This is a genomic window from Rhizobium sp. RU20A (assembly GCF_900155885.1).
GTDB lineage: Bacteria > Pseudomonadota > Alphaproteobacteria > Rhizobiales > Rhizobiaceae > RU20A.
In genome coordinates this window covers 106,166-123,707 of record NZ_FTMB01000009.1, presented here as the reverse complement: position 1 = coordinate 123,707, position 17,542 = coordinate 106,166, and the positions used below count along the sequence as shown (strand labels likewise).

The window sequence follows — 17,542 nt, the reverse complement described above, 5'->3', positions numbered from 1 at the left end:
TCACGTCTCGATGTGCAGTTGCACGCGGTCGGCGGCAAAGCGGGTGCGGGCATATTGCACCGGCACGCCCTCGAGATCGGCATTGACGGCGGTCGTTTCCAGGACGATCGAGCCCGGCGACAAGGACAGCAGGCTGCGCTCGCCGGCATCGGCATGGCGGGCAACGATATCGGTCGACAGGCGCACGTAATCGGCAAGCCCCTGCTCGGCAAAGGCCCGCGTCACCGACTCCGTGCGGCGGAAACAGTCGGCCATGTCAGGAAACCGCGCCGCCGGGAAGAAGGCGGTCGAGGTGGAGACCGGCCGGCCGGCGGCGGCCGAGACGATGTCGAGACGGATGACCTCGGACGGGAGTTCCAGCTTGAGTGCGCGGGCAATTTCGGCGATTGCCGCCATGCGTTCCGACGCGATGAGGCGGGCGGCGATATCGCGGGTCTGGTCGGCCAGGCCAGCCGAAAAGCGGGTACGCCGCGAGATCGGGAATTGCAGACGTTCCTGCCGTTTGATCAGCGTGCCGAGGCCCTGCATGGGGCGCACAATTCCCTCTTCCGTCAACGAGGCGATGGCGCTGCGCACGGTGTGGCGGTTGACGCCGAACTCGCCGGCCAGCACCGCCTCGGGCGGCAGGCGACCGGTCGAGTCATAGGTGCCCTCGGCAATCTTGGCGCGGATGCGGTCGGCGATCTGCCGCCAGAGGGCAACACCGAGCTGCCGCTCGACGGGACGTTCGCCGTCCTCGTCGCGCATCTCCGGCATCGCGCCGACTGTCGCCCCCTTCTGAACACCCGGTTTCACCCGCCTGCCTGCCATGTTTCGTCCTTCGAATGGGTCTCGCGTCACATGCATGTCACGATTTGCATCTAGCCATAGGTTCAGTTGTCTAGATTAATAGACCTTTGGAGCTTCGGCAATGACCCCCAAGGAATACGCCATGGACCGGCCGGCGCAAGCCGGATCCGTTCTGGACCCCGTCCTTCGGCGCCGCCTGATGGCGGTGCTCGCCCGCCTGCCGCGCCAGCGGCTCGAATCCATTCTGGCACAGATTGCGCCGGACGTCGAAATCCATCCGGTACGCGGTCCCGAGACCGGCCTCGTCATGGTGCGCGGACGCATCGGCGGCGGCGGCTCGCCCTTCAATCTGGGCGAAGCGACCGTCAGCCGTGCCACGGTGCGCCTGTCGACCGGCGAGATCGGCCACGGGCAGCTGCTGGGCACCGACCGCCAGCATGCGCGGCTCGCCGCCATTCTCGATGCGCTCCACCAGCGCGGCGACCATCAGGGCGCCATTGCCGCCTTCATCACGGACAGCGAGGCGGAGCTAGCGCAGGCCGAGCGCCGGCAGGCCGAGGAAACGGCCGCCACCCGCGTCGATTTCTTCACCATGGTGCGCGGAGACGACTGATGCCCCATAGCCAGCAGACACCATCCCACAAGAACAGCCAGCGCGCCTATGCCGGCGGGTTTGCCGATCCGGTCTTCCAGTCCCAGGCCGTGTTCCGCGCGCTGATGGACGCCATGGCACGGCCCGGCCGCATCCAGACGCTGGATGACAGCGTCGATCCGCCAGCCCCCTTCTCCCGGGCCATGGGCGCCGTGGCGCTCACCCTCCTCGATGCCGACACGGCCGTCTGGCTGACGCCCGCCGCCCGCGCCTCCGTCGTGCCCTCCTGGATCTCCTTCCACAGCGGCGCTCGTGTCACCGAAGACAAGGCGGCGGCCCAGTTCGCCTTCGTCGAAGCCGGCCAGAGCCTGCCGCCGCTATCGAGCTTCGCGCTTGGCACGCAGGATTATCCGGACCGCTCGACAACGCTCGTGGTGGAACTGCCGGCGCTGGGGGGCGGCGCGCCGCTTCTCGCCCGCGGGCCCGGCATCGAGACGACGCAGACGATCGCACCCTCCGGACTGCCGCCGATCTTTACCACGCTGTGGCGCGACAATCGCGCGCTCTTCCCGCGCGGCGTCGATCTCATCCTCACGGCCGGCAGCGATCTTCTCTGCCTGCCCCGCAGCACCAGCCTTCAGACCGCGGAGGAATAGCCATGTATGTGGCCGTGAAGGGCGGGGAAGCCGCCATTGCCAATGCCCACCGCCTGCTGGCCGACCGTCGGCGCGGCGACCGCGACCTGCCCGCCATCACCAACGACCAGGTCGTGGCGCAGCTTTCGCTCGCCGTCGACCGCGTCATGGCGGAAGCCTCGCTCTACGATCCCGCGCTGGCGGCCCTTGCCATCCGGCAGGCCCGCGGCGACATGATCGAGGCGATCTTCATTCTGCGCGCCTATCGCACCACCCTGCCCCGCTTCGGATCCAGCCTGCCGGTCGAAACAGGCGAGATGGCGATCGAACGGCGCATTTCCGCCACCTACAAGGACCTGCCGGGCGGACAACTGCTCGGCCCCACCTTCGACTATACCCACCGCCTGCTCGATCCCGCCCTGCTCGAAGACGGCGATGTGCCAGAAGGTACCCGCCGGCCGGCCAGCGGCGAGCCCGCCATGCGGGTGAGCGACATTCTTTCCGGCGAAGGCCTGATCGAGGGCGATGGCGAGGCCGGCGGCGAAAACGGACCCGGCGACATCACCCGCACGCCGATGGAGTTTCCCATGGGCCGCGACGTGCGGCTTCAGGCGCTTGCCCGCGGCGACGAGGGTTTTCTCCTGGCCCTCGCCTATTCCACCCAGCGCGGCTACGCCCGCACCCATCCCTTTGCCGGCGAAATCCGCATCGGCAGCGTCGAGGTGGAAATCGAAACGCCTGAACTCGGCTTTGCCGCCCCGCTCGGCCGCCTGAAGCTGACGGAATGCCAGATGATCAACCAGTTCAAGGGTTCGGCCTCGGCGCCGCCGCAGTTCACCCGCGGCTATGGCCTCGTCTTTGGCCAGAGCGAGCGGAAAGCCATGGCCATGGCGCTGGTGGACCGGGCGCTGCGCGCCGACGAATTCGGCGAGGATCGCACCGCCCCGGCCCAGGACGAGGAATTCGTCATCTCCCACTGCGACAACGTGCAGGCCACCGGCTTTGTCGAGCACCTGAAGCTGCCGCATTACGTGGACTTCCAGGCCGAACTCGACCTCGTGCGCCGCATGCGCCGGGAATACGAGGCGGCGCGCCATCCCGCCGATGATGCAAGTGAGGCTGCCGAATGAGCCGCCCGATGTCAGTCGCCGCCCCCGTCTCCATCGCCGCAGCCGTCCTTGCCGCCATTGTCGAAGACGCCGCCGCCATCGCCGGGACTGCCGGATTTGCGGAAGATCGCGACCAGCAGCGCGACGCCCGCGAAGACGCCAATGAAAATCCATTCCATGACACGCCCCTCATGCCCGCCGCTCTCCGGCCTTTCAGAGGTATGATCCAATGAGTGATCTCGCAACCTACAACTTCGCCTATCTGGACGAGCAGACCAAGCGGATGATCCGCCGCGCCATCCTGAAGGCCATTGCCATTCCCGGCTATCAGGTGCCGTTCGCCTCCCGCGAAATGCCCATGCCCTATGGCTGGGGCACCGGCGGCGTGCAGGTGACGGCCGCGATCCTCGGACCGGATGACGTTCTCAAGGTGATCGACCAGGGGGCGGACGACACGACCAATGCCGTCTCCATCCGCGCCTTCTTCCAGAAGGTCGCAAACGTCGCCGTCACCACGAAGACCAGGGATGCGACCGTCATCCAGACCCGCCACCGCATCCCCGAGGAGACGCTGACGGAGGGCCAGACGCTGGTCTACCAGGTGCCGATCCCCGAACCCTTGCGCTTCCTCGAACCCCGCGAGACCGAGACCCGCAAGATGCATGCGCTGGAAGAATATGGCCTCATGCATGTGAAGCTCTACGAGGACATTGCCCGCAACGGCCATATCGCCACGACCTACGCCTATCCGGTGAAGATCGAGGGACGCTACGTCATGGACCCTTCGCCGATCCCGAAATTCGACAATCCGAAGATGCACCGCTCGCAAGCGCTCCAGCTCTTCGGCGCGGGCCGCGAAAAGCGCATCTACGCGCTGCCGCCCCACACCGATGTCGTCAGCCTCGACTTCGAGGACCACCCCTTCGAGATCCAGCATTTCGAAAAGCCCTGTGCGCTGTGCGGCGCGAACCACGTCTATCTGGACGAGGTGGTGCTGGATGACCGGGGCGGGCGCATGTTCGTCTGCTCCGACACCGATTACTGCGAGGATCGCCGCGCCGCCGGCCATGTGGGCGAGCTGGGCGTGGCCAAGCTGGAGGCCGCGCAATGAGCGACGCACCCCTTCTCAAGGTCCGGGACCTTTCCAAATGCTACGGCGCGCGCATCGGCTGCCGCGACGTTTCCTTCGACCTCTATCCCGGCGAGGTGCTGGCGATCGTCGGGGAATCCGGCTCCGGCAAGACGACCCTGCTCTCCTGCATCTCCACCCGCCTGATGCCGACCACCGGCGTTGTCGAATACCGGATGCGAGACGGTGACCTGCGCGATCTCGCCCGCATGAGCGAAGCGGAACGCCGCTTCCTGATGCGCACCGACTGGGGCTTCGTGCACCAGAATCCGGCGGACGGCCTGCGCATGGCGGTCTCGGCCGGCGCCAATGTCGGCGAACGGCTGATGGCGATCGGCAACCGGCACTACGGCAACATCCGCGAGGCCGCCACCGGCTGGCTGGAGCGGGTGGAAATCGACCGCAGCCGCATCGACGACCAGCCGCGCGCCTTTTCCGGCGGCATGCGCCAGCGCCTGCAGATCGCCCGCAACCTCGTCACCTCGCCCCGTCTCGTCTTCATGGACGAGCCGACGGGCGGGCTCGACGTCTCCGTGCAGGCCCGCCTGCTCGATCTCGTGCGCGGCCTCGTCAACGATCTCGGCCTTTCGGCGATCATCGTCACCCACGACCTTGCCGTCGCCCGCCTCCTCTCGCACCGCATGATGGTGATGAAGGACGGCCGCGTCATCGAACAGGGTCTGACGGACCGGGTGCTCGACGATCCGCGCGAGCCCTACACCCAGCTCCTCGTCTCCTCGATCCTCCAGGTCTGAGCCGGAAAGGACCTCCCATGGTTACCCCCCTCGTCGTTTCCGACGTCGAAAAAAGCTTCACCATGCACCTGCGCGGCGGCCTTATGTTGCCGGTCGTCCGGGGCGTCACCTTCTCGGCCCGCGCCGGCGAATGCCTCGTGCTCGGCGGCCCCTCGGGGGTCGGCAAGAGCTCCATCCTCAAGATGCTCTACGGCAATTACGGCGTCGACAGCGGCCAGATCGTCGTGTCCCACCACGGCCATCTCATCGATATCGCCACGGCGGAACCGCGCGCCGTGCTGGAGGTGCGCCGCGATACGCTGGGCTATGTCAGCCAGTTCCTGCGCGTCGTGCCGCGCGTCTCCGCCGTCGATGTCGTAGCCGAACCGCTGACGGCGCGCGGCGTTGGCGCCGAAGAAGCCCGCGGCCGGGCCATGGCGATGCTGGAGCGGCTGAACCTGCCGCACCAGTTGTGGGACCTGCCGCCCGCCACCTTCTCCGGCGGCGAGCAGCAGCGCGTCAACATTGCCCGCGGCTTCATCACCGATCACCCGATCCTGCTGCTCGACGAGCCGACGGCCTCGCTCGATGCCGTCAACCGCCGCGTCGTCACCGACATGATCACGGAGAAGAAGGCGGCAGGCACCGCGATGATCGGCATCTTCCACGACCAGGAGGTGCGCGACATCGTCGCCGACCGCGTGCTCGATGTTTCCGCCTTCTCGCCCCGAGGACTTGCCGCATGACGAAGCTTTCCGAACAGCCGCTGATCCATCCGAGCGCCAGCGTCGAGCAGTCCGTTCTCGGCCGCTACACGGAGGTCGCAGAGCGCTGCCGCATCAGCGAGGCGGAGATGGGCGACTATTCCTACATCATGCAGGACGGCGCCGTCTGGTGCGCGACGATCGGCAAATTCGCCAATATCGCAGCCGCGGTGCGCATCAACGCCACCAACCACCCGGTCTGGCGCCCGACGCTGCACCACTTCACCTACCGCGCCAACGACTACTGGCCGGATGCCGAGCCAGACACGGACTTCTTTACCTGGCGGCGCGACAACCGCGTCGTGATCGGCCATGACGTGTGGATCGGCCACGGCGCCACCATCCTGCCGGGCGTGACCGTCGGCCATGGTGCGGTGGTCGGGGCCGGCGCCGTCGTCAGCAAGGATGTCGCGCCCTACACCATCGTCGGGGGCGTGGCGGCCAAGCTGATCCGCGAGCGTTTTCCCCGCGAGATCGCCGCGCGCTTCGAAGTCATCGCCTGGTGGGACTGGAGCCATGAACGCCTGCGCGACGCGCTGCCGGACTTTCGCAACCTGGACGCGGAAGCCTTCCTTGCCCGCCATGGCGGGTAAGGTTCACCGGTTCGTCACGACTGTCACATTGTAACAGAACCGACATCAAACCGACATTGTCACTTCATGAACCGGCGCTAGAGCCCTTCGCTAACAAGAGTGTTAACGAAGAATTTCGGGGCCGGGCTATGTTTAAGCTTCAGAACGTCACGCGCCGGTTCGGTAGCAAGGCTGCCGTGGATGATGTCACGTTCGATATTCCCGAGGGGCAGATGGTCGGCATCATCGGCCGCTCGGGCGCCGGCAAGTCCACGCTGCTGCGCATGATCAACCGCCTGGTCGATCCGACGTCCGGTTCCATCCGGTTGGGCGATGTGGACGTCTCGAAGCTGAAGGGTTCGGAGCTTCGCGCCTGGCGCCGTGACTGCGCGATGATCTTCCAGCAGTTCAACCTCGTGCCGCGCCTCGACGTGCTCACCAACGTGCTGCTCGGCCGGCTGAACCACCGGTCCACCATCGCCTCCATCCTCAACATGTTCACCCGCGAAGAGCGCATCGAAGCCATCGCCGCGCTCGAGCGCCTCGGCATCGAACAGACTGCGCTGCAGCCGGCCGGTACGCTGTCGGGCGGCCAGCAGCAGCGCGTGGCCATTGCCCGCGCCCTGATGCAGCGGCCGCGCATGCTGCTCGCCGACGAGCCGATCGCCTCGCTCGATCCGCTGAACGCCAAGATCGTCATGGACGCGCTGCGCGACATCAACGAGCGCGACGGCATCACCGTGATCACCAACCTGCACACGCTGGATACGGCGCGCGCCTATTGCGAGCGTATTATCGGCATGGCGCAGGGCCGAGTCGTCTTCGACGGCAATCCGCGCGACCTGACCGCCGCTGCCGTGCGCAGCATCTACGGCACCGAGGGCGATCTGGAAGAGAGCCTGACCTCGACGAGCCTCAACGGCACGCTGGCCGCCAGCACCGACACGACCGAATCCGCCGGCCTCAAGCCGCTGGTACTGGCGGGGATCTGACCCGCCGCACGGACCGCGCGGCAAGCGCGCGCCGTCTTCAACCGCAATCATCCGGCAGGGGCCGGATAACGGGGAGACTACGATCATGATGAAGAAGATCCTGCTGGGCGCCGTCGCGCTTCTGGCAACCGTTTCGCATGTTCAGGCCGCTGACCTGAAGGAATTCCGCGTCGGCATCATCGGCGGCGAGAACGAAGCCGACCGCCTGCGCAACTACGCCTGCATGGAAGGCCACCTGAAGGACGCCCTCGGCGTCGAGAAGGTCTCCTTCTTCCCGGCCGCCGACTATGACGGCGTGATCCAGGGCCTGCTCGGCGGCACGCTCGATTATGCCGAACTCGGCGCTTCCGGCTTTGCCAAGATCTACCTCGCCAAGGCCGACGCCGTCGAGCCGATCATGACCACCGTGCAGGCCGATGGCTCGACCGGCTATTATTCGATCATGGTCGCCCGCAAGGATTCGGGCATCACCAAGCTCGAAGACATGAAGGGCAAGAAGCTCGGCTTCGCCGATGCGGACTCCACCTCGGGTTACCTCGTTCCCCTCGTCACGCTGCCGGAAGCCGTTGGCGCACCGGTGAAGGAATTCTTCGGCTCGACCGGCTTCGGCGGCGGCCATGAAAACCTCGTCCTGGAAGTGCTGAAGGGCACCTTCGACGCCGGCACGACCTTCGGTTCGGGCGTTGGCGAGTGGAAGGACGGCTACACCTCCGGCAACCTCCACAAGATGGTCCAGAAGGGCATCCTCGACATGAACGATCTGGTGGAGCTGTGGAAGTCTCCGCTGATCCCGAACGGCCCGATCGTCGTTCGCAACGAACTGCCGGCCGACACCAAGGCCAAGTTCAAGCAGATGATGATGGACCTGCCGAAGACCGACGAAGCCTGCTTCAAGGCCGTCATGGGCGGTGACTACAAGGCCTTCACGGAAGTCAACGTCGACTTCTACAAGCCGATCATCGAGGCCCGCAAGGCGACCATCGGCGGCTGATTTTTAGAGCCGACCCCCCTTTCCGCCCCCGCTGCGCCAGCCGCACGGGGGCGGCTTCCTGCGACCGAAGTGATACCCCAGAGAAGGCCGGCCAGACCGGATGGAACCGATGGCAACCATGCCCGCCAACAGCCCCCACCTCCGGCTCAGCGACAGCGGCAAGCTCGTCGAGCGCCACTGGAACGAGCTGGCCGCGAAACGCCGCTCCTATACGCTCCTCAGCGTCGCCATCCTGCTGGTGGCCACTTTCGGCTCGCTCTGGTTCGCCAACGAGACCAATGCCGGCAAGTTCTTCGACCGCCTGCCCTATTTCTTCGATTTTCTCGGCGACATGGCCCCGCGCGACGCGATGGAGCCTGTGCGCGCCCTCTTCGACCTGCCCTCGCCTTACGACGACGGCAGCTTCAAGTACAATTACCCGGAGGGTCGGCTCTATCTGACGCAGTCGATCTACATCCCCGAATATTTCCACAAGATGCTGGAGACGATCAACATCGCGATCCTCTCCACGCTCTTCGGCTTTGCCCTCGGCTTTCCGCTCTGCTTCCTGGCTGCCCGCAACCTGACGCGCAACAGCTGGATCCGCGTGCCCGTGCGCCGCGTCATGGAAGTGTTGCGCGCCTTCCCCGAAGTCGTCATCGCCGGCTTCTTCCTCGCGGTCCTGTCGATCGGCGCCATACCGGCGATCATCGCGGTGTCGATCCACACGGTCGGCGCGCTCGGCAAGCTGTTCTTCGAGGTGGTAGAGAACGCCGACATGAAGCCGGACGAGGGCCTGACGGCGGTCGGCGGCAACTGGATCGAGCGCGTCTGGTTCGGCACCGTGCCGCAGGTCATGCCGAATTTCCTGAGTTATGCTTTGCTGCGCCTCGAGATCAATGTGCGCGCCTCGACCATCATCGGCGCCGTCGGCGGCGGTGGCATCGGGGAACTGCTGCGCCTCTCCATCGGCCAGAACCATCCGGCAAAGACCATCGCCATCGTGTTCCTGCTGCTCCTCACCATCATTGCCGTCGATCAGTTTTCCGCCTGGCTGCGCCGCCGCCTGGTGGGCGACCGCGCCTTCGAACTGACTGCCTGAGGTCCCGCCCATGCCGACGACTATGCCGACGCCCCTGCCGACCCTTGCGCCCGCCCGCCCGATGATGAACGCCGCAGAGCGCGATGCCGTCGCGCTGCGCCATGCCGTGCTTTTGGAACATGCCTCGCAGCGCTCCTGGCGTCCGCTGATCATCGCGGTCACCGTCGTCGCCTACTGCATCTTCTCCTGGTGGATGTTCAATGTCGGCGATACGCTGCGCCGTGCCAACTGGGGCATTGCCGGCACCTATCTCGCCGACTGGGTCTCCTACGAAGTGCGCCCGGAATTCGATATCGCCAGGGACGGCGCGATGACGCTCACCTATCCGCGCTTCTCGCCGCTCGGCGACAATCCGGATCCGGACTGGCTGACGGTGGAGAAGCGGACCATGACCCGCACCATCGGCGCCGAGCCGACCGCCGGCAATGCCGCGTCCACGGCAACCAAGCCGTCCATCGGCTTCATGGGCGCAGGCGCCTTGATGGGCGACAAGGCCGCCGCACCGCAGGCCGCGCCGCAGACGGTGACAAAGGAGGTCCTCTCCCGTGCCGAGGTGCGCTACAACGGCAGCACGCGCATCGAGGTGACACCGGATGTCGTGATCGCTGAACATGGCGGAGAGACGCTGACCATGCGCCTCGACCACCAGACGGGCACGGTTGAAGCCGAAGGCGCCCTGCCGGAATGGGCGACCCAGAAGCGTCCGGGCGAGAAGATCACGCTGGCCTTCGGCGCGACCGGCTGGGCGGAGGTCGCCGGCAACGACGTCTCCATCCGCAACCGCTTCTTCGGCTGGGCGAACTTCCTCTTCGACACCCAGTCGCCCTTCTTCGACAAGTCGGCAGCGGAGGTCTTCGCGCTGATCACCAGCGCCCCGCGCATCGATCCCGCCCAGTCGAACCTGTCGCTCGCCTGGAGCAACATCCTCTACAATTCCGAATGGCAGCATCTGGATGTCTGGACCAAGCTGCTGCAGACCATCGTCATGGCCTTCATCGGCACGCTGTTTGCCTCGCTCATCGCCTTCCCGCTCTGCTTCGTGGCGGCGCGCAACATCACCGGCAGCCGCGTCGCCAACCAGCTCACCAAGCGCTTCTTCGACTTCCTGCGCTCGGTCGACATGCTGATCTGGGCGTTGTTCTTCACCCGCGCCTTCGGTCCGGGGCCGCTCGCCGGCATGTCGGCGATCTTCTTCACGGACACCGGCACGCTCGGCAAGCTCTATTCCGAGGCGCTGGAGAACATCGATGACAAGCAGCGCGAGGGCGTCAAATCGGTCGGCGCGCCGGAGATCACCGTCAAGCGCTTCGGCATCCTGCCGCAGGTGCTGCCGGTCTTCGCCAGCCAGGCGCTCTACTTCTGGGAGTCCAACACCCGCTCGGCCACCATCATCGGCGCGGTCGGCGCCGGTGGCATCGGCCTGAAGCTGTGGGAGGCAATGCGCACCAATTCCGACTGGGAGAACGTCGCCTACATGGTGCTGCTCATCCTCGGCGTCGTCTTCCTCTTCGACACCGTCTCGAATGCGCTGCGCTCGCGGCTGATCGGCAGCCGCGGACACTGATATCCCCGGCCTTTTGCGGAGCCGGACTGGCGAAAGCCATTTTCACGCCACGGTCATGCGCAATTCACGCTACTGTCACGAAGCAGGCCTAGTCCGGCCCGGCGCTGTCCAGATGCGCTGCTTCTCCCAGGAATCGTGAACCCGTGCGTTTTGCCCTCTATTTTACGCCGCCCGCCGCCGATCCGCTGACCCGGACCGCCGCGCGCTGGCTCGGCCGGGATGCCTTTTCCGGCGAGATCCTCGCACCCGCCGGCCCCCTGCCGGACGGTTATGACGCGGCCGAGCATGCCGCCCTCGTGGCCGATCCGGTCCGCTACGGCTTTCACGGCACGCTGAAGGCGCCCTTCTCGCTGGCTGACAGCTGCACGGCGGCGGAGCTCGTTACGGCGCTGAAGGACTTTGCGTCCGTGACCCCCGCCTTCACCATTCCGCGCCTCACCGTCGGGCGCCTCGGTCCCTTCTTCGCCCTGGTGCCGGATGGGCCGGCCCCCGAGCTCGAGGCCTTCGCCGCTGCCTGCGTGCGCGATTTCGAACCCTTCCGCGCCCCGCTCTCGGCTGCCGACATCATCAGGCGCAAGCCCGAGACGCTGACGGAGAGCGAGCGCGCCCATCTTCACGCATGGGGCTACCCTTACGTCTTCTCCGACTTCCGCTTTCACATGACGCTGACGGGCCCGGTCGAAGAGACCGCCCGCGATGCCATGCACGCCCATCTCGACAGCCTCTTTGCGCCTCTTCTCGACCGGCCCGTTCCGGTCGACCACATCACCCTCTTTGCGGAAACCGAGCGCGGTGCGCCGTTCCGCGTCCACGCCAATGAAGCGCTTGCGCTTGAAGGAAAGACGACCTGACATGACCCAGGAACTCGTGCTGAAGAACGCCCGCATCGTGCTGGAAGACGAGATCGTCGATGGCTCCCTCGTGATCCGCGAGGGCCGCATCGCCGGTATCGACGTCGGGTCCAGCGTCACCGGCGAGGACATGGAAGGCGACTACGTCATCGCCGGGCTCGTGGAACTGCACACCGACCACCTCGAATCCCACTATTCGCCCCGCCCCGGCGTGCGCTGGATGAAGACGGCGGCAATCCAGGCCCATGACGCGCAGGTCGTGACCTCCGGCATCACCACGGTCTTCGACTGCCTGCGCCTCGGCTCGGATGCCGATGATGGTTTCGAGAAGGGCGAGATGCGCGCCATGGCCGACGCGCTGCTGGAGGCCAAGAAGGAGGACCGGCTGCGCGCCGATCATCTCATCCATCTGCGCTGCGAGGTCTCGACCACCAATGTGCTCGAGCATTTCGAGGATTTCCGCAACGATCCGCAGGTCCGCCTCGTCTCGCTGATGGACCATGCGCCGGGCCAGCGTCAGTTCCAGACGATGGATCAGTACGTCTTCTACTACAAGACCAAGCGCGGCCTCTCCGACGAAGCCTTCGCCATCTACGTGGATCGCCAGCTGGCGCTCTCGGCGCAATATTCGCTGCCGCACCGCGAAGCCCTGTCGAAGGCCTGCATCGAGCGTGGAATCGCCATTGCCAGCCATGACGATGCGACGCTCGCCCATGTGGAGGAATCGCTCGCCCATGGCGTGCGGCTCGCGGAATTCCCGACCTCGCTGGAAGCGGCCCGCGCCTCGCACGAGGCCGGCCTCAGCGTCCTCATGGGCGCGCCGAATATCGTGCGTGGTAAGTCCCATTCCGGCAATATCGCCGCCCGGGATCTGGCCGCTGCCGGCGTTCTCGACGTGCTCTCTTCGGACTATGTGCCCTTCAGCCTGATCCACGCGCCCTTCCTGCTCGCCGACGAGATCGAGGCGATCAGCCTGCCGAAGGCGCTTGCCATGGTCAGTGCCACACCGGCCCGCGCCGTGGGCCTCGATGATCGCGGCCGCATCGCCGAGGGGTTGCGCGCCGACGTGGTGCGCGTGCGCCGCCCCTCCGGCATCCCCGTCGTGCGCGCCGTCTGGCGCGAAGGTCGCCGGGTGGCATGATGAACCGTGGCGTGATCAGCAAGGGCGGACTCGTTGTCGTCGTTGGCCCGAGCGGCGCTGGCAAGGACAGCGTCATGGCCGCGGCCCGCACGCTGCTCGGCCCCCGCGACGACATTGTCTTCCTGCAGCGCACGATCACCCGGCCCGCCGATGCGGGCGGCGAAGCCCACCATGCCGTCTGCGCCGACACGTTCCGGCAGATGCGGGAGGCCGGGGACTTTGCCGTGTCCTGGCATGCGCATGGGCTGGACTACGGCGTGCCCAAGCAAGCGCTTTGCGACATCGCCGCCGGCCGCACCGTGATCGTCAATGGCAGCCGCCATGCGATCGACGATTTCCGCGGTGCCTTCGGCATCATCCACGGCGTCCTCATCACGGCCACGCCCGACATACTCGCCCGCCGCCTCGCCGCCCGGGGGCGCGAGAGCGAAGCGGAGATTTCGGCGCGCCTGGCCCGTAGGCCCCGCGAGCAGCAGTCCATGGGTCCCGGCTTCACGCTGATCGACAATTCCGGCCCGATCGAGAGTGCCGCGCAACGCTTTGCCGGTCTGATCGAGGACATTGCCAGCGGTTTCAATCGCATGGCGTCAGGCAGCGCCGCGGGTGGCGATCTGTGAGCCGCATCACTTCGGTCGAGTGATCCTGCAGAAGACCGAGCCGTTCGTGCAGGTGCAGGTCGAGGATCAGGTGCACTTTCCCGGCTTCCCGATAGCCGGAACGTGTGGCATCGGATATGCCGACCCAGGCGATGAGGCTCAGCAAGGTGGCGATGATCAGCGTCTGGGATCCCATGCCCGCATGAAGCACGCGGCTTCAGGCCAGATTTCGACCGTCACCGCACCGCCAACAACACGATCACGCAATCTCGCAATGATGTGATCGCAAGCGATCATCTTTTTTTAGCGGCGACTCATTGAACGGCGCACAGGCTGGCCTTATCTCATCGCCAACCCCTGGTCCGGGACCCTCTGGCATGAGCCGCCGGCGCTCCTGCGATGTCGGACCTTTGTCGACAGAATCGCCGGCGAAGGAACTGAAGACGATGGATTTCGCCTTCCTTTTTGCCGACTGGCTCGGCAAGCCCATCTGGATGTGGGCCAGCTTCATTTCGCTCGTGATCGCTATCCTTGCCTTCGACCTTGGCATTCTCCATAAGGAGAACAAGGAGATCGAAGTCAGCGACAGCCTCAAGCTGTCTGCCCTCTACATTACCCTTGGCCTCGCCTTCGGCGGCTGGGTCTGGTGGTATCTCGGCTCCGAAGCGGGCCTCAATTATCTCACCGGCTTCGTGGTCGAAAAGACGCTGGCGCTCGACAATGTCTTCGTCATCGCCCTGATCTTCTCCTTCTTCGCCGTCCCGCGCGTTTACCAGCACCGCGTGCTCTTCTGGGGCATCCTCGGCGTGATCGTGCTGCGCGCCATCATGATCGGCCTTGGCGCCGCGCTGGTGAGCGAGTTCGGCTGGGTCCTCTATCTCTTCGCTGCCTTCCTGATCTTCACCGGCATCAAGATGCTGTTCGTGGGTGACCAGGAGCCGGATATTGCAAAGAACCCGCTCGTCAACTTCATGCGCCGCCGGTTCAACGTGACGGACGAGCACCATGGCGAGAACTTCTTCGTCAAGAAGCCGCACCCGAAGACCGGCAAGCTGGTCTGGTTCATGACGCCGCTCTTCATGGCCCTGGTTGTGATCGAAGTGGCCGACGTGATCTTCGCAGTCGACTCGGTCCCGGCGATCTTCGCCATCACCACCGACCCGTTCATCGTCTACACCTCGAACATCTTCGCCATCCTCGGCCTGCGTGCCCTCTACTTCGCGCTGGCTGCCATGATCCACCGCTTCCACTACCTGAAGCCGGCGCTGGCCATCGTGCTCGTCTTCATCGGCTCGAAGGTCTTCGTCGCCGACCTCATGGGCCTGGAGAAGTTCCCCGCCGCCATCTCGCTGGGTGTGACCTTCGCGATCATCGCCGCCGGCGTGATCTGGAGCCTGATCAAGACCCGCAAGCCCGAGACGCTGGAGCGTCCGGTCGGCGAATAAGCGGCGGCCATCGACTGAAACGGAACGGGCAGGCGCGCCATCGTCTGCCCGTTTCGCATTTGGCGACCCCTCCCAATTTGCCGCATTGCACCGCCCGGCCGACCGGGGTAGAGCTCGCAGGAGACGGGGAGAGACCAGGGTGCGACGCACGGCTTCGATCAGGGATGGACTGGCAAGGGCGCTTTGCGTGCTCGCGCTGCTGTTCCTCAGCCTTGCGCATCAGCCCCCGCTGCAGGCCTTCGCTGAGGCCGGCACGGCCGTGCCGCTGTCCTACACGCTGCCGGACGGAACGCTGGCGGATCTGTGCCAACCCGCCAGTGCCGACGGCAAGCTGAAGCTTGCCGGCAAGAGCTGCGAAGCCTGCCGCATCGGCGCGAGCCTGCTGCCACCACTCCCGACCGGCGACTGCCTTCCCGTCAACTTGCCTGTCCTGCTCTCCGGCATCGCGCCTTCGCACGCCGCGCCCGTCAAGGTCGTCCGCCACGATGGACAGGGTCCCCGCGCGCCGCCTCGTCTCGGCTGACGCCCGCAATCCTTCCCAGTGACACCACCCATCCGCCGCCGATGCCGTGTGCCCGTGAGAGGCCCGCATCCGCGGTGACAGGAGACATACCATGAAGACCCTCAAGACCCTTTTCGCCGTTGCCGCCCTGACGCTCGCCACCGCCGGCGCCGTTCTCGCCCATGGCTATTCCGTCGGCCCGCTGAAGATCGGCCATCCCTTCTCCAAGGCCATGCTGCCCGGCCAGAAGGTCGGCGGTGGCTTCATGAAGATCGAGAACACCGGCACGGCCGACGACAGGCTGGTTTCCGTGACCTCCGACCGCGCGCCGGAGGTCCAGATCCATGAAATGACCATGGAGAACGACGTGATGAAGATGCGCGCGCTGCCCGATGGCCTCGCCATTCCCGCGGGACAGACGACCGAGCTGAAGCCGGGCGGCTACCACCTGATGTTCATGAACGTGCCGGAAGGTTTCAAGGAAGGCGAGATGATCAAGGCGACGCTCACCTTCGAGAAGGCCGGCACGGTCGACGTGGAGTTCAAGGTGGATGGCGCCAATCCCAAGGCCGAGGATCACTCCAAGCACGGCGCGGCTGGCGCGGAAGATCATACGGCGCATTGAGGACGGGCAACTCGCAGCACCACGAGCGGAGGACCCGTTCCCTCTCCACCGTCGTCCTCGGGCTTGACCCGAGGACCCATGCGGCCCGACCGGCGGCTGAGGGTGGATCCTCGGCTCGGGGGCCGAGGATAACGGATCGTGGGGTGACGGGCTTCCCGAACGGAGACGTCTTTTGGAGCCAGGATGACTGGGTCGGGTCATCTTGAAGGTGACCCCGTCTTGCATCTGCGACCCCGATACGGCACCTTTCGAACATCAAACGCAGAAGAGCCGGCCCAAGGGCCGGCTCTTCCCGTTCAAGGTTGAACGTTCTCGACTTAGAAGTCGAAGTTGTTGATATTGTCCTTGGTGAAGACGAAGGGCGAGCCGAGCAGGATTTCGGAGCCGTTGATGACCTTCAGTTCGCCGAGCTTGCCGGCCTTGACCGAGGTGGCGCCGGCCTTCAGGTCGCCATCGGCGGCAGCGCGCAGCACATAAGCCGCGGCGTAGCCGAGATCGACCGGGTTCCACAGGACGACGGACTTGACGCAATCCGACGAGACGTAGGGCTTCATGGCATTCGGCGTGGCGAGACCGACGACGGCGATCGAGCCGCACTTGCCGGCCTGGGTGACAGCGTCGGCGGCAGCCGGCGTTGCAACCGAGGTCATGCCGACGATGCCCTTCAGTTCCGGACCGTACTTGTTGATCAGCGTGTTGGCCTGGTTGAAGGACAGGATGTTGTCTTCCTGGGCTTCGACCGTTTCCAGCCACTTCATGTCGGGATAGCACTTGGCCTGGTAGGCAGCCATTTCGGCGATCCAGCGGGCCTGGTTCGGCGTCGTGAAGGTGGAGGTCACGATGGCGAAGGACCCGTCCTTGCCGATTTCGGCAGCGAGGCTGTCGATGACCGACTTGGCGATGCCGTTGAACTCGGCCTGGTTGACGAACCACTGGCGGGCATCCGGCTCGGCGTTGGCGTCGTAGCCGACGACGTTGATGCCGGCGGCGAGCGCCTTCTTCAGCACCGGCGCGATGGCGACCGGGTCGTTGGCGGCGAACAGGATGCCGTCGACGCCAGACGTGATGTAGTTGTCGATCAGCGTGATCTGGTCGTCGATGTTGGCCTTGGTCGGGCCGTCCGTCTTGGCCTCCATCGTGCCCATTTCCTTGGCCGCATCGGCAATGCCCTTGGAGGTGGCATTGAAGTAGCCGATGCCGACGAGCTTCGGCACGTCGACGACATTGATCGTCTTGCCCTTGCGGTCCGGCGCATTGGTCGGCTCGCCGCCGTCATAGGGCTTGGAGGCGACTTCGCCGGCCGCACCGTCGCAGGCGAGCGGGTTGGTCGGCAGGTCGTCGCCGCCGGTATAGGCCGACTGGGCGTGAACGAAGCTGGCGGAGAGCGACAGGCTCACCAGGCTTGCAAGCAGAACTTTCTTCATTTCGGT

Annotated in this window: 21 protein-coding genes; 18 read left to right on the top strand and 3 right to left on the bottom strand. The window is 65.7% G+C overall.

Going from position 1 to position 17,542, the window contains the following annotated elements; genetic code table 11:
• Positions 1 to 747, bottom strand: coding sequence for a phosphonate metabolism transcriptional regulator PhnF (gene phnF, locus F3H41_RS18135; protein WP_149740123.1), 747 nt, complete (start codon positions 745 to 747; stop codon positions 1 to 3).
• A 184-nt stretch (positions 748 to 931) separates the two neighbouring features.
• Here phnF and phnG point away from each other — a divergent pair, with 184 nt between their 5' ends.
• The 3 genes from phnG to F3H41_RS18120 are packed head-to-tail and all read left to right on the top strand — an operon-like array spanning position 932 to position 3,146.
• A complete protein-coding gene (gene phnG, locus F3H41_RS18130) occupies positions 932 to 1,402 on the top strand; it encodes a phosphonate C-P lyase system protein PhnG (protein ID WP_149740122.1) in 471 nt (156 codons plus the stop codon).
• Complete coding sequence (gene phnH, locus F3H41_RS18125) at positions 1,402 to 2,037, top strand: phosphonate C-P lyase system protein PhnH (protein WP_149740085.1); 636 nt, start codon at positions 1,402 to 1,404, stop codon at positions 2,035 to 2,037. The genes phnG and phnH overlap by 1 nt, the downstream gene beginning before the upstream one ends.
• A 2-nt stretch (positions 2,038 to 2,039) precedes the next feature.
• Positions 2,040 to 3,146 (top strand): carbon-phosphorus lyase complex subunit PhnI, encoded by a 1,107-nt coding sequence (locus tag F3H41_RS18120; protein WP_149740084.1) that lies wholly within the window; start codon positions 2,040 to 2,042, stop codon positions 3,144 to 3,146.
• Positions 3,147 to 3,157: 11 nt separating this feature from the next.
• Here F3H41_RS18120 and F3H41_RS21365 read toward each other — a convergent pair whose 3' ends face one another.
• Positions 3,158 to 3,304 carry a hypothetical protein gene (locus F3H41_RS21365; protein WP_188129523.1) on the bottom strand — a complete coding sequence of 49 codons (147 nt, stop codon included), beginning with the start codon at positions 3,302 to 3,304 and terminating at the stop codon, positions 3,158 to 3,160.
• Between the two features lie 50 nt (positions 3,305 to 3,354).
• On the opposite strand from F3H41_RS21365, the gene F3H41_RS18115 reads away from it, so the two are divergent.
• The 15 genes from F3H41_RS18115 to F3H41_RS18045 all read left to right on the top strand — a co-directional run bounded on the left by F3H41_RS18115 (position 3,355) and on the right by F3H41_RS18045 (position 16,112).
• On the top strand, positions 3,355 to 4,236 hold the full coding sequence (locus tag F3H41_RS18115; RefSeq protein ID WP_149740083.1) for an alpha-D-ribose 1-methylphosphonate 5-phosphate C-P-lyase PhnJ: 882 nt from the start codon (positions 3,355 to 3,357) through the stop codon (positions 4,234 to 4,236).
• Entirely contained in the window at positions 4,233 to 5,009 is a 777-nt protein-coding gene (phnK, locus tag F3H41_RS18110) for a phosphonate C-P lyase system protein PhnK (RefSeq protein ID WP_149740082.1), read from the top strand. Before F3H41_RS18115 ends, phnK begins: the two co-directional genes overlap by 4 nt.
• A gap of 17 nt (positions 5,010 to 5,026) precedes the next feature.
• Positions 5,027 to 5,734 carry a phosphonate C-P lyase system protein PhnL gene (phnL, locus tag F3H41_RS18105; protein WP_149740081.1) on the top strand — a complete coding sequence of 236 codons (708 nt, stop codon included), beginning with the start codon at positions 5,027 to 5,029 and terminating at the stop codon, positions 5,732 to 5,734.
• Entirely contained in the window at positions 5,731 to 6,345 is a 615-nt protein-coding gene (locus tag F3H41_RS18100; RefSeq protein ID WP_149740080.1) for a DapH/DapD/GlmU-related protein, read from the top strand. Before phnL ends, F3H41_RS18100 begins: the two co-directional genes overlap by 4 nt.
• Before the next feature lie 128 nt (positions 6,346 to 6,473).
• A complete protein-coding gene (gene phnC / locus F3H41_RS18095) occupies positions 6,474 to 7,316 on the top strand; it encodes a phosphonate ABC transporter ATP-binding protein (protein WP_149740079.1) in 843 nt (280 codons plus the stop codon).
• 85 nt (positions 7,317 to 7,401) lie between these two features.
• Positions 7,402 to 8,307 carry a phosphonate ABC transporter substrate-binding protein gene (gene phnD / locus F3H41_RS18090; RefSeq protein WP_149740078.1) on the top strand — a complete coding sequence of 302 codons (906 nt, stop codon included), beginning with the start codon at positions 7,402 to 7,404 and terminating at the stop codon, positions 8,305 to 8,307.
• 118 nt (positions 8,308 to 8,425) lie between these two features.
• A complete protein-coding gene (gene phnE, locus F3H41_RS18085; RefSeq protein ID WP_149740121.1) occupies positions 8,426 to 9,388 on the top strand; it encodes a phosphonate ABC transporter, permease protein PhnE in 963 nt (320 codons plus the stop codon).
• A 61-nt stretch (positions 9,389 to 9,449) separates the two neighbouring features.
• Positions 9,450 to 10,952, top strand: coding sequence for a phosphonate ABC transporter, permease protein PhnE (gene phnE, locus F3H41_RS18080; protein ID WP_149740120.1), 1,503 nt, complete (start codon positions 9,450 to 9,452; stop codon positions 10,950 to 10,952).
• 143 nt (positions 10,953 to 11,095) lie between these two features.
• The gene (locus F3H41_RS18075) at positions 11,096 to 11,803 is read left to right on the top strand and encodes a DUF1045 domain-containing protein (RefSeq protein ID WP_149740077.1); all 708 of its coding nucleotides are present in this window, start codon (positions 11,096 to 11,098) and stop codon (positions 11,801 to 11,803) included.
• Position 11,804: 1 nt separating this feature from the next.
• Complete coding sequence (locus tag F3H41_RS18070; RefSeq protein WP_149740076.1) at positions 11,805 to 12,944, top strand: alpha-D-ribose 1-methylphosphonate 5-triphosphate diphosphatase; 1,140 nt, start codon at positions 11,805 to 11,807, stop codon at positions 12,942 to 12,944.
• Positions 12,941 to 13,561: a phosphonate metabolism protein/1,5-bisphosphokinase (PRPP-forming) PhnN gene (gene phnN, locus F3H41_RS18065; RefSeq protein ID WP_149740075.1), complete on the top strand. Its 621-nt coding sequence runs from the start codon at positions 12,941 to 12,943 to the stop codon at positions 13,559 to 13,561. The genes F3H41_RS18070 and phnN overlap by 4 nt, the downstream gene beginning before the upstream one ends.
• Positions 13,548 to 13,823 (top strand): hypothetical protein, encoded by a 276-nt coding sequence (locus tag F3H41_RS18060; RefSeq protein ID WP_149740074.1) that lies wholly within the window; start codon positions 13,548 to 13,550, stop codon positions 13,821 to 13,823. The genes phnN and F3H41_RS18060 overlap by 14 nt, the downstream gene beginning before the upstream one ends.
• Positions 13,824 to 13,986: 163 nt before the next feature.
• Entirely contained in the window at positions 13,987 to 14,985 is a 999-nt protein-coding gene (locus tag F3H41_RS18055) for a TerC family protein (RefSeq protein ID WP_149740073.1), read from the top strand.
• Between the two features lie 139 nt (positions 14,986 to 15,124).
• Positions 15,125 to 15,508: a hypothetical protein gene (locus tag F3H41_RS18050; protein ID WP_149740072.1), complete on the top strand. Its 384-nt coding sequence runs from the start codon at positions 15,125 to 15,127 to the stop codon at positions 15,506 to 15,508.
• Positions 15,509 to 15,599: 91 nt separating this feature from the next.
• Positions 15,600 to 16,112, top strand: a complete 513-nt coding sequence (locus tag F3H41_RS18045) for a copper chaperone PCu(A)C (protein ID WP_149740071.1) — start codon at positions 15,600 to 15,602, stop codon at positions 16,110 to 16,112.
• Between the two features lie 317 nt (positions 16,113 to 16,429).
• Here the strand turns inward: F3H41_RS18045 and F3H41_RS18040 are convergent, their stop codons facing one another.
• A complete protein-coding gene (locus F3H41_RS18040) occupies positions 16,430 to 17,536 on the bottom strand; it encodes a substrate-binding domain-containing protein (RefSeq protein WP_149740070.1) in 1,107 nt (368 codons plus the stop codon).
• Positions 17,537 to 17,542 lie beyond the last annotated feature (6 nt).